Below are 13057 nucleotides of genomic sequence, written 5' to 3' on the forward strand. Positions count from 1 at the left end.
GCGTGTAGGCGCGCAGTGTCCGCCGGGCGTCGCCCCGGCCGTATGCTTTCTCCCATGACAGGCCATCGCGGCCAGCACAGGAGAACAGCATGTTCGGTCAACTCTTCATCGACGGCAGGTGGCAGGCGCCGCTCGACGGGCGCTACCTCGAGGTTCACGACCCGGCCAGCGAGGCGCTGATCCAGAGCGTCGCCGCCGCCAGCGCGGCAGACGTCGACCAGGCCGTGCAGGCCGCCCGCCGCGCCTTCGACCACGGCCCCTGGCCACGCCTGAGTGGCCGTGAGCGTGGCACGTGCCTGAGGGCCATCGCCGCGGGCCTGCGCGCCCGGCGCGACGAACTGGCGCGCCTGGAGGTGCGCGACAACGGCAAGCCACTGGCCGAGGCGCAATGGGACGTGGACGACGCGATCGGCTGTTTCGAGTACTACGCCGGCCTGGCTGAACACCTCGACGAGCAAGGCGTGGCGATCGAACTGCCCGACCCGCGCTTCGCCTGCCACGTGCGCCATGAGCCGCTGGGCGTGGCCGGGCAGATCATCCCCTGGAACTACCCGCTGCTGATGGCCGCCTGGAAAGTCGCGCCGGCCCTGGCCGCCGGCTGCACCTGCGTGCTCAAGCCCTCCGAGCTGACCCCGCTGAGCGCCCTGGAACTGGCCAGCATCGCCGCCGCCGCCGGTTTGCCGGCGGGCGTGCTGAACGTGGTCACCGGCCTGGGGGCCGAGGCGGGCGCGGCATTGTCGACGCACCCGGGGGTGGACAAGCTGGCCTTCACCGGCAGCGTGCCCACGGGCCGCGCGATCATGCAGGCGGCGGCCCAGGACATCAAGAACGTCAGCCTCGAACTGGGCGGCAAGTCGGCGTTCATCGTCTTCGACGACAGCGACATCGAGGCCGCCGTGGAGTGGGTGCTGTTCGGCATCTTCTGGAACCAGGGCCAGGTCTGCTCGGCCACGTCGCGTCTGCTGGTGCAGGACGGCCTGCATGACCGGCTGATCGAACGCTTGGTCGAGGAGGCCCGGCGCATCCGCATCGGCAACGGCCTGGAGGCGGGCACCCTGCTCGGGCCGCTGGTCAGCGGCGGCCAGCACGCGCAGGTACTGGCGGCCATCGACCGGGCGCAGGCCGAGGGCGCGCGCCTGGTGTGCGGTGGCGGCCGCCCGGCGCACCTGGCGCAGGGCTGGTTCGTCGAACCGACGGTGTTCATCGACACCCCGCTGCACAGCGCCCTGTGGCGCGAAGAGGTGTTTGGCCCGGTGCTCGCGGTGCGGCGCTTCGCCGATGAGGCCGAGGCGCTGGCGCTGGCCAACGCCAGCCGCTTCGGCCTGGCGGCGGCGGTGATGTCCGCCGACCCCGCGCGCTGTCAGCGCGTGGCCCGCGGCCTGCGCGCCGGGGTGGTGTGGCTGAACTGCTCGCAACCGACCTTCACCCAGGCGCCCTGGGGCGGCTACAAGCACAGCGGCATCGGCCGCGAGCTCGGCGAGTGGGGCCTGCGCAACTACCAAGAGGTCAAGCAAGTCACCGAATACCGTAGCGACCAGCCCTGGGGCTGGTACCTGAAACCCTGACCACCCCGCGTGGGCACGCTGCCTGCGCGACCATCACGAGGAGAACAACAACATGCTGACGGGTGAAAAGCCGACCTGGCTGACCTTCGACTGCTACGGCACGCTCATCCAGTGGGATGAAGGCGCTCATGCCGCCGTGGCGCGGGTTCTGGAAAAACATGGGCGCACCGATGTGTCGATCAAGGCGGTGATCGCCCGCCACGACGCGCGTGAGCACGTGCTCGAACAGGCCGAGCCGTTCATGAAGTTCCGCCAGGTCGTCGCCTTGAGTTTCGTCGAGGCCATGGCCGAGTTCGGCATCCACACCGACCAGGCCGACTTCGACCTGCTGATCCAGAGCATTTCGGCGATGCCGCCGCACCCGGAGGTGGTCGCCGCGCTGGTCGAGCTCAAGGCCATGGGCTTCAAGCTGTGCATCGTCTCCAATACGGAAGATGCGGTGATCGCCGGCAACGTCGCGCAACTGGGCGGCACCATCGACCGGGTCATCACCGCCGAGCAGGCCCAGGCCTACAAGCCGTCGCCGCGCTTGTTCCGGCATGCCTGGCGTGAGCTGGGGGTGCAAGTGGACGAGGTGGTGCACATCTGCGCCTCGCCGTTGCTGGACCTGACCGCCGCGCGTGAGCTGGGTTTCCGCTGCGTGTGGATCGACCGCGGCACCGGGCGCCAGCCGCCCCATGACTACCGCCCCCACGCGACCCTGCCCGACCTTTCGGGCGTCCCCGCGTTGTTCCGTTCGCTGGGCTGGTAGCCCTCACACAGGCAGGTGCGCACCATGAACACGTTCAAGCTTCACTCGCTGCTCCAGCCGCTCGATGTGCCGGCCTGGGCCGCCACGGTGGCCGAAGCCGCGCCGCAACGGGCGGCCTTGCAGGAAGACCTGGAGGTCGACGTGGCCATCGTCGGCGCGGGTTACACGGGGCTGGCAGCGGCCATCGAACTGGCCTCGCGCGGTGTCAGCGTGGCGCTGCTGGAGGCCGGTGTGGTCGGTGGCGGCGCCTCTGGGCGCAATGGCGGGCAGATCAACCCCGGGCTCAAGCTCGACCCGCATGTGGCCCTGGCCAAGCACCCGGATATCGCCGAGCACGCCCTGGACTTCGCCGGCGGCGCGCCGGACCGGGTGTTCGCGCTGGTCGAACGCTACGCCATCCAGTGCCAGATCAAACGCACCGGCTGGTTGATGCCGGCGCATCGGCAAAGCGCCGAGCGCGACCTCGAGCGGCGCGCCGAGGGCTGGCGGCGCCGGGGTGTGCCGGTGCGCACGCTGGGCCGCGAGGAAACCCGCAAGGTCACCGGCAGCGAGGTCTACACCGGGGCCATCGTCGACCCCCGTGGCGGCAACCTGCAACCGTTGAACTACGTGCGCGGCCTGGCCCGCGCAGCGCTTGCCGAAGGCGCGCGGCTGTTCGAGCACACCCCGGTGCGCGCGCTCAGCCGCCAGGGTGAGCGCTGGCTGCTGAAAACCCCGCGCGCGCAACTGCGCGCCGGCCATGTGCTGCTGGCCACCAACGCCTACACCGATGGCCTGTGGCCTGGGCTGAAGCAGACCATCATCCCGGTCAGCTCGTTCCAGATCGCCACCGTGCCGCTGGCGCCGGAGCTGGCCAACACGGTACTGCCGCTGGGGCATCACGCCGCCGACACCCGGCGCTTGATCCAGTACTTCCGCAAGGACCCGGCCGGCCGCGTGTTCATGGGCGGCGAGGGCAATGCCGGCGGGCCGAAGCGCCCGGAGGACTTCTCGCACCTGTACCGCGCGCTGCTGGCCACCTACCCGCAACTGGCCGGGGTGCAGATCGAGTACGCGTGGTCCGGGCGCCTGGCGGTCACCCCCGAATACCTGCCGCATGTGCACGAGCCGGCGCCGGGCATCAGCGCCGTGCTCGGCTGCCAGGGCCGGGGCGTGGCGCTGATGACCGCGATGGGGCAGTCGGTGGCGGCGCACATCCTCGACCGCGCGGTGCCCACGGGCATTCCGGTCACGCGCCTCAAGCGCATCCCGTTCCATGGCTTGAACCAGTTGTACGCGGCGGTGGCGTCGAGCTACTTCCGCCTGATGGACGTCGGCTGAGCCGACGCCCGGGAAGGACCCTGATCCGTGTTGCCGTGGTGTGCGTCAGGTCCCGGTTCATACTTCATGAAGCTGGACTTCACATGAAATAACAATCAGGAGAATGTCATGTTGAAGCAGTTCTGCTGTACCCGCTTGCTGGGTGTCGCGCTGGCCATGGGCAGCGCGGCGGCGAGCGTCCCCTCGGTGGCCGCCGACCTGACCGTGGTGGCCTGGGGCGGTGTGACCCAGGACGCCTTGCGCGCGGTGTATTTCGAACCGTTCGCCAAGGCCAACGGGGTCAATGTGATCGAGGATTCGTGGAACGGCGGCTATGGCGTGCTGCAGGCCAAGGTCAAGGCCGGCAAGCCCAATTGGGACGTGGTGCAGGTGGAGTCGGACATGCTCGAGCTGGGCTGCGCCGACGGCATCTTCGAGACCCTCGACCTCAGCACCATCCCTCGCGACAAACTGCGCCCCGACGCGGTCAACCCCTGCGGCATCGGTGTGTACTACTGGTCGGTGGCCCTCGGCTACGACGCCGACAAGCTGGCCAAGGCGCCGCAGAGCTGGGCCGATTTCTGGGATGTGAAGCAGTTCCCCGGCAAGCGCTCGCTGCGCAAGGGCGCCAAGTACAACCTGGAGTTCGCCCTGCTCGCCGACGGTGTCGCGGCCGAAGACCTGTACCAGGTCTTGGGCACCCCGGAGGGCGTCAACCGCGCCTTCCGCAAGCTCGATGAGCTGCGCCCGTACATCGTCTGGTGGGAGGCCGGCGGCCAGCCGTTGCAGTACCTGGCCTCTGGCGAGGTGGTGATGGCGGCGGTGTACAACGGCCGGCTCACCAGCATCAGCAAGAGCGAGGGCAAGCACTACAAGCTGGTGTGGGACGGCAGCATCTACGCCCTGGACAGCTGGGCGATCCTCAAGGGCGCGCGCAACAAGGCCCAGGCCGAGCAGTTCATCGCCTTCGCCAGCCAGGCGCAGCACCAGGCCAAGCTACCCACCTACGTGCCCTACGGCGTGCCCAACCTCGACGCCTCGGCGCAGATCGCCCCGGACGTGTACGCCGACCTGCCGACCCACCCGGACAACCTGCGCAACGCCATCGCCCTGAACACGGCGTTCTGGAACGACCACCTCGAAGACCTCACCACCCGCTACAACGCCTGGCTGGCCAGGTAAGGGCGCGCCCGGGGCGGCGTGCGCCCCGGGCGCAGACAAGAACAACAACAGGCTCGGCGCGTGCCGAGCAGGAGGCCCCATGGCTGATTCAGGAATACGCTTCGTCGACGTCACCAAGCACTACGGTGCCATCCGGGTGATCGACGCTCTTTCGCTCGATATCCAGGAGGGCGAATTTGTCAGCCTGCTCGGGCCCTCGGGGTCAGGCAAGACCACCCTGCTGATGATGCTGGCTGGCTTCGAAAGCGTCAGCGGCGGCAAGATCATTGTCAACGGCGTGCAGGTCAATGCCTTGCCGCCACACAAACGCGACATGGGCGTGGTGTTCCAGAACTACGCGCTGTTCCCGCACATGACCGTGGCCGAGAACGTCGCCTTCCCGTTGCGCATGCGTGGCCTGGGCCGCGCCGAGATCGCCACGCGGGTGGCCCGCGCGCTGGACATGGTGCAGCTCAGCGCCCAGCTCGAGCGTCGCCCGCACCAGCTCTCCGGCGGCCAGCAGCAGCGTGTGGCCTTGGCCCGCGCGCTGGTGTTCGAGCCGCGCGTGGTGCTGATGGACGAGCCGCTCGGCGCGCTCGACAAGCAACTGCGCGAGCAGATGCAGTTGGACATTCGCGCCCTGCACCAGCGCCTGGGGCTGACCATCGTGTTCGTCACCCACGACCAGTCCGAGGCGCTGACCATGTCCGACCGCATCGCCGTGTTCAACCGCGGCAAGATCGAGCAGATCGGCACCCCCCGGGAAATCTACGACCAGCCACGCACGCGCTTCGTCGCGCAATTCATCGGTGAGACCAACCTGCTCGAAGGGCGCCTGGTGAACATCGACGGCCCGCGCGCCGATGTGCTGCTGGGCAGCGGTGTGAAGATCCGCGTGCCAGCGGCCGGCTTCGATGTCGGCCAGCAGGTGCTGGTGTCGGTGCGCCCGGAACGTCTGAGCCTGGGCGACAGCCCGCGCGACGGCAATTCGCTGGCGCTGCGCCTGGTCGATTCGGTGTACCAGGGCGACCACCTGCGCGCCCAGCTCGCCAGTGAGCACATGACCCTGACCGCGCGCCTGTGCCGGTCGCTGCCGGAGCGTTCCCAGGGCGCCGACGTGGTGGCCCATTTCGACCCGCGTGACTGCTGGATGATCGCCTCATGAAAGCGCAATCCCTCACCAACCGTCACGCGGCTGCGCTGCTGGTGCTGCCGCTGCTGCTGTTCATGCTGGCGTTCTTCGTCTGGCCGCTGGGCACGGTGATGCACCAGGCGGTGTCGGACAACGCCGTGCTCAAGGTGCTGCCGCTGACCCACCGAGCCGCGACTGGCTGGGACGGGCAGACGCTGCCCGGCCCGCACCTCGAACAGGCGCTGGTCAGCGACCTGCGCAACGCCGAGGACCAACAGGCGGTCGGCGAAATGGTGCGCCGGCTCAACAGCGCCCAGCCCGGTTTTCGCACCCTGATCGCCCGCACCCAGGCCGCGGCCCGCGCCAGCGACGGTGTGCTCGAGCTGCGCACGGTGGACCCGCGCTGGGCCGAGCTGCGCTACTGGCAAACGGTGCGCGGCGCGCTGTCGCCGCTCACCGACCGCTTCCTGCTCGCGTCCCTGGACCTTGAGCGCGATGGCCGAGGGGCCATCGTCGACATGGCCAGCGACGCTTCGGCCAACCGCGCGATCCTGCTGCGCACCTTCGCCATGACCGCGACCATCACCCTGGCCTGCCTGCTGCTCGGCTACCCCTATGCGGTGCTGCTGGCCGCCAGCACCGGTTGGCGGCGCAGCCTGCTGTTGGGGGCGGTGCTGCTGCCGCTGTGGACGTCGCTGCTGGTGCGCACCACCGCCTGGTTCATCGTGCTGCAGGACAATGGCCTGCTGAACCGCCTGCTGATGCTGCTGCACCTGACCGACAGCCCGGTGGCGCTGATCTTCAACCGCACCGGGGTGATCATCGCCATGACCTATGTGTTGCTGCCGCTGATGGTGCTGCCGATCTACAGCGTGCTGCTGTCGATTCCGCGCAACCTGATGCCGGCTGCCGGCTCCCTGGGCGCACGGCCGCTGCGCGCGTTCATCGAGGTGATGCTGCCGTTGAGCCTGCGCGGGGTGAGCTCGGGGGTGCTGCTGGTGTTCATGTCGGCGGTGGGCTACTACATCACCCCGGCGCTGATCGGCGGGCCGAAGGACCAGATGATCAGCTCGGTGATCGCCTTCTACGCCACCGGCGCCGCCAACTGGGGCATGGCCAGCGCCCTGGGGTTGGTGCTGCTGCTGATCACCCTCGTGCTGTACGCCCTCTACCAGAGGCTTTCCCACCGTCAACAGGGAGCAACTTCATGAAAACCCATCCGCTTCTGGCCCTGTTCGGGGTGCTGATGGTGGTGTTCCTGCTGGCGCCGTTGCTGGTGGTGCTGCCACTGGCCTTCACCTCCAGTTCGTTCCTGGTCTACCCGATGCCGTCGGTGTCGCTGCGCTGGTTCGAGCGCCTGTTCAGCGTGCGCGCCTGGGAGCTGTCGATCATCAACAGCTTGATCATGGCCTGTGGCGCGACGGTGCTGGCCACCAGCCTGGGCACCTTGGCGGCGTTGGGCCTGCGGCGCAAGGGCCTGCGTCTGGGGGCGACGCTCAACGCGCTGTTCATGCTGCCGATGGTGGTGCCGGCGGTGGTGCTGGGGGTGGGCATGCAACTGCTGCTCGAACGGCTTGGGCTGAACAACAGCTATGGCGGGGTGATCATCGCCCACACGGTGCTGGCGATCCCGTTCGTGATGGTCAGCGTCAGCGGGGCGCTGGCGGGTATCGACACGCGCACGGAACTGGCCGCCGCGAGCCTGGGGGCGAGCCCGGCCACGGTGCTGCGCACGGTCACTTTGCCGCTGGCGTTGCCGGGCATTCTCACCGGAGCGGTGCTGGCCTTCGCCACGTCGCTGGACGAGGTGGTGCTGACCTTGTTCGTCGCCGGCCCCGGCCAGCGCACCTTGGCGTTGCAGATGTTCTCCAGCATCCGCGAGAACATCAGCCCGGAGATCGCTGCGGCGGCCTTCCTGTTCATCGTCGGCACCCTGGCGATCGGCCTGTTGCTGGCCTGCGCCCGGCGGCGCTTGCAGGTGGCGCGGGGCAAGGCGCCGGCGTTGGCCTGAGCTGCACCGGCCCCATCGCGGGTGTCAGCCCGCCCCCACAGGGACCACGCGGCCCTCGTAGGAGCGGGCTTGCCCGCCAGAGGGCCGGTAGCCCCAACCCCCTTACTTGCCGCCGGCCTTGTCCACCGCCTGCAGGATCACCTTGGCCACTTCAGCCGGTTGCGACTGCTGCGGCACATGGCTGGTGTTCAGTTCGGTGGTCTGCGCGCCGATCTTCTTGGCGAAGGCGCGTTGCAGGTCCGGGTTGATCATGCGGTCCTGCTTGGCCACCACGTACCAGTTTGCCTTGCCGTTCCAGGCCGCCGCGCTGGTGGTGTCGGCGAATGCCGAGGCGCGGATCGGGCCCTGGGTCGCGGTCATGATGTCGGTCTGCTCGCGGGTCAGGTCTTGGGCGAAGTCGTTGGCCATGCCCTGCGGGGTCATGTACAGGTAGCCGTTGCGGTCGGCGGCGATCTGCGCAACGCCCGGTGCCGGGAAGTCCTTGGCCAGGTCCTTGCTGGCTTGCCCGGCGTCCGGGGCGAAGGCGGCCACGTAGACCAGGCTGCGGACCTTGGCGTCGGTGCCAGCCTGGCTGATCACCGTGCCACCCCACGAGTGGCCGACCAGCACCACGTCGCCGTCCTGGTTGTTCAGCACCCGGCGGGTGGCGGCGACGTCCTCGGCCAGCGAGGTCAGCGGGTTCTGCACCACGGTCACCTTCACCCCCTTGGCCTGCAGCAGCGGCACGACCTTGCCCCAGTCGGAGCCGTCGGCGAAGGCGCCGTGGACGATCACCACGGACGGTTTGGCGGTGTCGGCATGGCTGGCGGCCACGCTAAAGAGCGACGCGGTCATTGCCATTGCCACGGCAAGCGTTTTGAATCGGAACATGGCGGTACCTCCTGTGAGTGGTGTGGCGATTGTCGGGAGTGCACGCTTGCCTGGGTATCGGTCGTTTATCCGAGCCTGCCCCGATCAACCCTCGACTGTGGAAACCCCATGCACGAACACCCCGTTATCGATTGCCTCACGCTAGAAGACGCCATGCTGGCGTTGTCCATGGTCGGCGACCTGAGCATGGGCCAGCCCCTCGACCAGTCGCGGCGCACCGCGCGCCTGGCGCGCCAGTTGGCCCAGGCCTGCGCGGGCGACGGCGAGCACCTGCGGGTGGCCGACCAGGTCGCGCTGTTGCGCTGGTCGGGTTGCACGGCCAACGCCGAAGGCTTCACCCGCCTGCTTGGCGACGACGTGTCGGGCCGCCAGGCGATGCTCAGCCAGACCCTCGGGCCGGCCGGGCAGCGGGCGTTGCGCAAGACCTCACCGCTGGCGCGCGTGCACTGCGAGGTGGCCGGCGAGGTCGCCTCGGCGCTGGGCCTGACGGTTCCGGTGGAGCAGGGCCTGCGCAATGTGTTCGAGCACTTCGATGGCAGTGGCCGACCCTACGGGCTGAGCCACCCCGAGATTCCCGAGGTGGTCTACCAGGTGGTGCTGGCCGGTGACCTGGAGATCCTCTCGCGGGCCCATGGCGTCGAGGCGGCGCTGGCGTGGATCGCCGGGCAGGCCGACCGGCGCTACCCTGCGACACTGGTGGCCGAGTTGACGCGCCATGCCGAGGACTGGCTGGCGCTGTTGCAGGCCCCCAGCGCGCCCGTCGCTGGCCTGGGCGGTGAGGCCGACGTGCAATTGACGCTGGTGGCCAACGTCATCGACCTCAAACTCTCCTGGCTGGCCGGTTACTCGCGTGCCAGCGCTGACCTGGTACGCGCCGCGGCCAACCTGATGGGCCTGCCGATGGCCGCCCAGGCGCGCCTGGGCAAGGCCGCGCTGGTGCACGGCGTGGGCCGCGCGGCGGTGCCCAACCGGGTGTGGAACACGCCGGGCGCGCTGCTCGACGGCGATCGCGACCAGATCCACCTGGTGCCCTGGTGGACCCAGCGCGCCTGCGCCCAGGTACCGGGCCTGGCCGATGTGGCACAGCTGGCCGCGCATGCCTACGAACGGCTCGACGGCAGCGGTTATTTTCGCGGCCTGGGGGCCGAGAGCCTGCAACCGGAGCAGCGCCTGCTCGCCGTCGCGCTGGCCTGGGAGGCCCTGCGCGCCGAGCGGCCGTGGCGACCGGCGTTCAGCGCGCAGGAGGCGGCCAAGGTGTTGCTGGGCGAAGCCGCCAACGGGCGTCTCGATGCGCAGTGCTGCGAGGCGGTGATCGCCGCGGCCCGTGGCGAGCGGCAATGGGCGGGCAGAGGGGGGAGCGGTCTGTTGAGCGAGCGCGAGAGCGAAGTGTTGCGCCTGATCAGCCTGGGCAACAGCAACAAGGAGACCGCCCGCTTGCTGGGTATCAGCCCGAGCACCGTGCGCACCCACGTGGAGAGCACCTTCCGCAAGCTCGAATGCACCACCCGCGCCGCAGCGACCCTGAAGGCGTTGACCTTGGGCCTGTTGTGAGGCCGCCTCAGTTCTCCTGCTGGAGGAGGAAGGTCAGCACTTCGCCCTCGTTGACATTCAACTGGTACATTGCCTGCCCGCTGCGGTGGGGGTCGTCGCGGATCGCGGCGACCCGATGGCCTTGATGATCCCGCAGGTGGCAGATCAAGCCCTCGTCGGTCATTTCCAACGGCTCGATCTTCCAGTCTTCGGTGACGTCGGCATGCCAGTAGAACCCCAGGTAGCCATTGACGCTGATGCCCAGGCGTTTCGGCGAAGGGGGGCCAGCAGAGGTCTTGGCCGGCCCAGGGATGCTGATCGCATAGTGCAGGCGGTTCTCGCTGTGGGAGCGGTAACTGAAGGTCAGGGTCAGTGACGCCTGGACGCCGCCGGCCAGCAGCCAGTCATGCCCCGGCGCCAGCCCCCAGGAGAACTTGTCCGAGTCGCGGCTCAGGCGCAAGGGCACGTTTCGTGAGCCGGCGCGTGCGTAGAGCTTGCCCTTGAACGACCTTGCGTAGGTGGTTTGAATGAGGGGGTCCATGAGCTTTCCTCGCATTGATGGGAACGCGCAGGTTAATGGGCCGCTCCCCCTCGATGGAGTTCGAAAATATTCCCCGCCAAACCCCAGGCGCCCGTTCAGGCGCCGGCCTCGCCCTCCAGCAGCATGAACAGGCGGTACAGCACCACGCTGCTGAACAGTTGCAGGAAGCCGCTGAGGCTGTCCAGGGCCAGTTGCAGCGCCGGTTGCGGTTCGGCGAAGGCCATCAGCAGCAGGCCGTCGAGCAACCACAACGGCGCCAGCACGGCCAGCACGCAGACCAGGATGCGCATGAAGTGCCCGGTGGTCATCCGCGCGCTCTCGCGCATCGACTGGACCACCGGCAGCCCGCGCAGCACCAGCAGGTATTCGGCGAAGATCAGGTTGATCATGATCCACACCCCGGGGAAGACGAACAGCGCCAAGCCCGCCATGATCAGCAGCGAACTGATCAGGATCAGCAGCGCCATTGCCGGCCACAGCTGCACCGCGCGGGCGAACAGGTTGCGCTTGCTGACGTGCTGGCCGTTGCTGCGGGTGTCGAGGTAGAGGATCAGCGCGGCGCTGTACAGCGGGTAGAGCAGCAGGCTGACCAGCATGCCGTAGGCCGGCGAGGCCTGATCGCCCAACTGGCGGTACAGCACCTGGGTGAGCAGGGCCTCGAGCACCACCAGCGGCAGGCACAGCTGGGCGATGCTGGCCAGGTGGCGGCGGAAGAAAAACAGGGAGTCGCGCAGGATGCTCAACGGGTTCATCGGTCTACATCACATGGAAAAAAGCAGGGCGTAACTTTAGCCCAGACCCACGGCCAGCTGAAAAAAGTTTCATGGTGCGCGTAATTGAATCCCGTGGGCGCACCCCCCATCTTTGACCTTGTCCGATGTCTTGCCCGGCCCCACGAGGTAGCCCATGAACACTGAAGAGCAAACCCTGATCGATGGCCTGTTCGCCCGCCTCAAGCAGGCCGAAGACCCGCACCAGCCGCGCGATGCGCAGGCCCAGGCGCGTATCGAGGAGCATGTGCGCCAACAGCCGTCGGCGCCGTACTACATGGCCCAGGCGATCTTGGTGCAGGAAGCGGCGATCAAGCGCCTGGACGAGCAGAACAAGCAGCTCGAAGCCGAGCTCAAGCAGGCCCGCGCGCAGCAGCAAGAGGCCGCGCGGCCGAGCGCGGGCGGTGGCGGGTTCCTGTCGAGCCTCTTCGGTGGCAACCGCAGCACCGAACCCCAGCGCCCGGCGACGCCGCCCAGCACTGGCGGCGGCTGGCGCGAGCCGGCGCCACAGGCTTATGCGCCGCCTCCTCAGCCGCAGCAGCCAGCATTCAACGCCGCCCCAGCGCGCAGCGGGGCCAGCAGCTTCCTGGGCGGTGCCATGCAAACCGCCGCGGGCGTGGCCGGGGGCGTGCTGCTGGCGCAAGGCATCAGCAGCCTGTTCAACCACCATTCGCAACCCCAGGAAGTGGTCGAGGTGATCCGCGAGGAGCCGTCACCGGCCAGTGACGCCGGCGGCTGGAACGACAACGACAGCCAACGCCAGGTCGCCGACAACGGTGGTTGGGGCAACGACCAGGGTGGCTTCATGGACAGCGACTACGGCAGCGATGGCGGCGGGTTCTTCTCGGACGATGACACCTTCGTTTGAGGGTAGTGGCATACTGTTCGGCATCCGGGGGCGCTTTGCGCCCCTTTCGTTACGCAACGAGGTGCCTGGGGTTGAAGAAGATCGCGCTGTTCGCCGATGTGCAGAACCTCTATTACACCGTGCGCCAGGCCCATGGCTGCCACTTCGACTACACCGCCCTGTGGGCGGAGGTCAGCCGCGAGGGGCAGATCGTCGAGGCGGTGGCCTACGCCATCGACCGAGGTGACGCCAAGCAGCAGCAGTTTCAGCGCATCCTGCGCAACCTTGGGTTCGAGGTGCGCCTCAAGCCGTTCATCCAGCGCAGCGATGGCTCGGCCAAGGGCGACTGGGACGTGGGCATCACCCTGGACGTGATCGACGCCGCCGCGCGGGTTGACCAAGTGGTGCTGGCCTCGGGCGATGGCGACTTCGATCTGCTGATGGAGCGGGTGGTCGAGCGGCATGGCACCGAGGCGGTGGTGTATGGCGTGCCGGGGTTGACGGCGCTGTCGCTGATCCGTGCCGCCAGCCGCTATGTGCCGATCGAAGGCAAGTTATTGCTGCGTCATTGAAGGCCCCA

The 13057-nt window shown here is 68.5% G+C and carries 13 protein-coding genes; 10 read left to right on the forward strand and 3 right to left on the reverse strand.

Features of this window, described 5'->3' with window-relative positions; genetic code table 11:
• The first annotated feature begins 89 nt into the window (after positions 1–89).
• From P0Y43_RS12070 to P0Y43_RS12100, 7 genes are all read left to right on the forward strand, one after another.
• The gene (locus tag P0Y43_RS12070; RefSeq protein ID WP_275637490.1) at positions 90–1565 is read left to right on the forward strand and encodes an aldehyde dehydrogenase family protein; all 1476 of its coding nucleotides are present in this window, start codon (positions 90–92) and stop codon (positions 1563–1565) included.
• Between the two features lie 52 nt (positions 1566–1617).
• Complete coding sequence (locus tag P0Y43_RS12075; protein ID WP_275637491.1) at positions 1618–2316, forward strand: haloacid dehalogenase type II; 699 nt, start codon at positions 1618–1620, stop codon at positions 2314–2316.
• 24 nt (positions 2317–2340) lie between these two features.
• Complete coding sequence (locus P0Y43_RS12080; RefSeq protein WP_275637492.1) at positions 2341–3636, forward strand: NAD(P)/FAD-dependent oxidoreductase; 1296 nt, start codon at positions 2341–2343, stop codon at positions 3634–3636.
• A 108-nt stretch (positions 3637–3744) separates the two neighbouring features.
• Positions 3745–4797, forward strand: coding sequence for an ABC transporter substrate-binding protein (locus tag P0Y43_RS12085; protein ID WP_275637493.1), 1053 nt, complete (start codon positions 3745–3747; stop codon positions 4795–4797).
• 79 nt (positions 4798–4876) lie between these two features.
• Entirely contained in the window at positions 4877–5941 is a 1065-nt protein-coding gene (locus P0Y43_RS12090) for an ABC transporter ATP-binding protein (RefSeq protein WP_275637494.1), read from the forward strand.
• Entirely contained in the window at positions 5938–7119 is a 1182-nt protein-coding gene (locus P0Y43_RS12095; protein WP_275637495.1) for an ABC transporter permease, read from the forward strand. The genes P0Y43_RS12090 and P0Y43_RS12095 overlap by 4 nt, the downstream gene beginning before the upstream one ends.
• On the forward strand, positions 7116–7919 hold the full coding sequence (locus P0Y43_RS12100; protein ID WP_275637496.1) for an ABC transporter permease: 804 nt from the start codon (positions 7116–7118) through the stop codon (positions 7917–7919). The genes P0Y43_RS12095 and P0Y43_RS12100 overlap by 4 nt, the downstream gene beginning before the upstream one ends.
• A 102-nt stretch (positions 7920–8021) precedes the next feature.
• Here P0Y43_RS12100 and P0Y43_RS12105 read toward each other — a convergent pair whose 3' ends face one another.
• Positions 8022–8789: an alpha/beta fold hydrolase gene (locus P0Y43_RS12105; RefSeq protein ID WP_275637497.1), complete on the reverse strand. Its 768-nt coding sequence runs from the start codon at positions 8787–8789 to the stop codon at positions 8022–8024.
• A 108-nt stretch (positions 8790–8897) separates the two neighbouring features.
• On the opposite strand from P0Y43_RS12105, the gene P0Y43_RS12110 reads away from it, so the two are divergent.
• Positions 8898–10340 carry an HD domain-containing phosphohydrolase gene (locus tag P0Y43_RS12110; protein ID WP_275637498.1) on the forward strand — a complete coding sequence of 481 codons (1443 nt, stop codon included), beginning with the start codon at positions 8898–8900 and terminating at the stop codon, positions 10338–10340.
• 7 nt (positions 10341–10347) lie between these two features.
• On the opposite strand, the gene P0Y43_RS12115 is transcribed toward P0Y43_RS12110, so the two are convergent.
• Both P0Y43_RS12115 and P0Y43_RS12120 read right to left on the reverse strand, forming a co-directional pair.
• Entirely contained in the window at positions 10348–10860 is a 513-nt protein-coding gene (locus tag P0Y43_RS12115) for a hypothetical protein (RefSeq protein ID WP_275637499.1), read from the reverse strand.
• A 95-nt stretch (positions 10861–10955) separates the two neighbouring features.
• Positions 10956–11612: a YciC family protein gene (locus P0Y43_RS12120; RefSeq protein WP_275637500.1), complete on the reverse strand. Its 657-nt coding sequence runs from the start codon at positions 11610–11612 to the stop codon at positions 10956–10958.
• 154 nt (positions 11613–11766) lie between these two features.
• Between P0Y43_RS12120 and P0Y43_RS12125 the strand changes: the two genes are divergently transcribed.
• Both P0Y43_RS12125 and P0Y43_RS12130 read left to right on the forward strand, forming a co-directional pair.
• Entirely contained in the window at positions 11767–12498 is a 732-nt protein-coding gene (locus P0Y43_RS12125) for a DUF2076 domain-containing protein (RefSeq protein WP_275637501.1), read from the forward strand.
• A 71-nt stretch (positions 12499–12569) separates the two neighbouring features.
• Complete coding sequence (locus P0Y43_RS12130) at positions 12570–13049, forward strand: NYN domain-containing protein (RefSeq protein ID WP_275637502.1); 480 nt, start codon at positions 12570–12572, stop codon at positions 13047–13049.
• Positions 13050–13057: the final 8 nt, after the last annotated feature.

Source organism: Pseudomonas entomophila, assembly GCF_029193575.1.
Classification (GTDB): domain Bacteria; phylum Pseudomonadota; class Gammaproteobacteria; order Pseudomonadales; family Pseudomonadaceae; genus Aquipseudomonas; species Aquipseudomonas entomophila_G.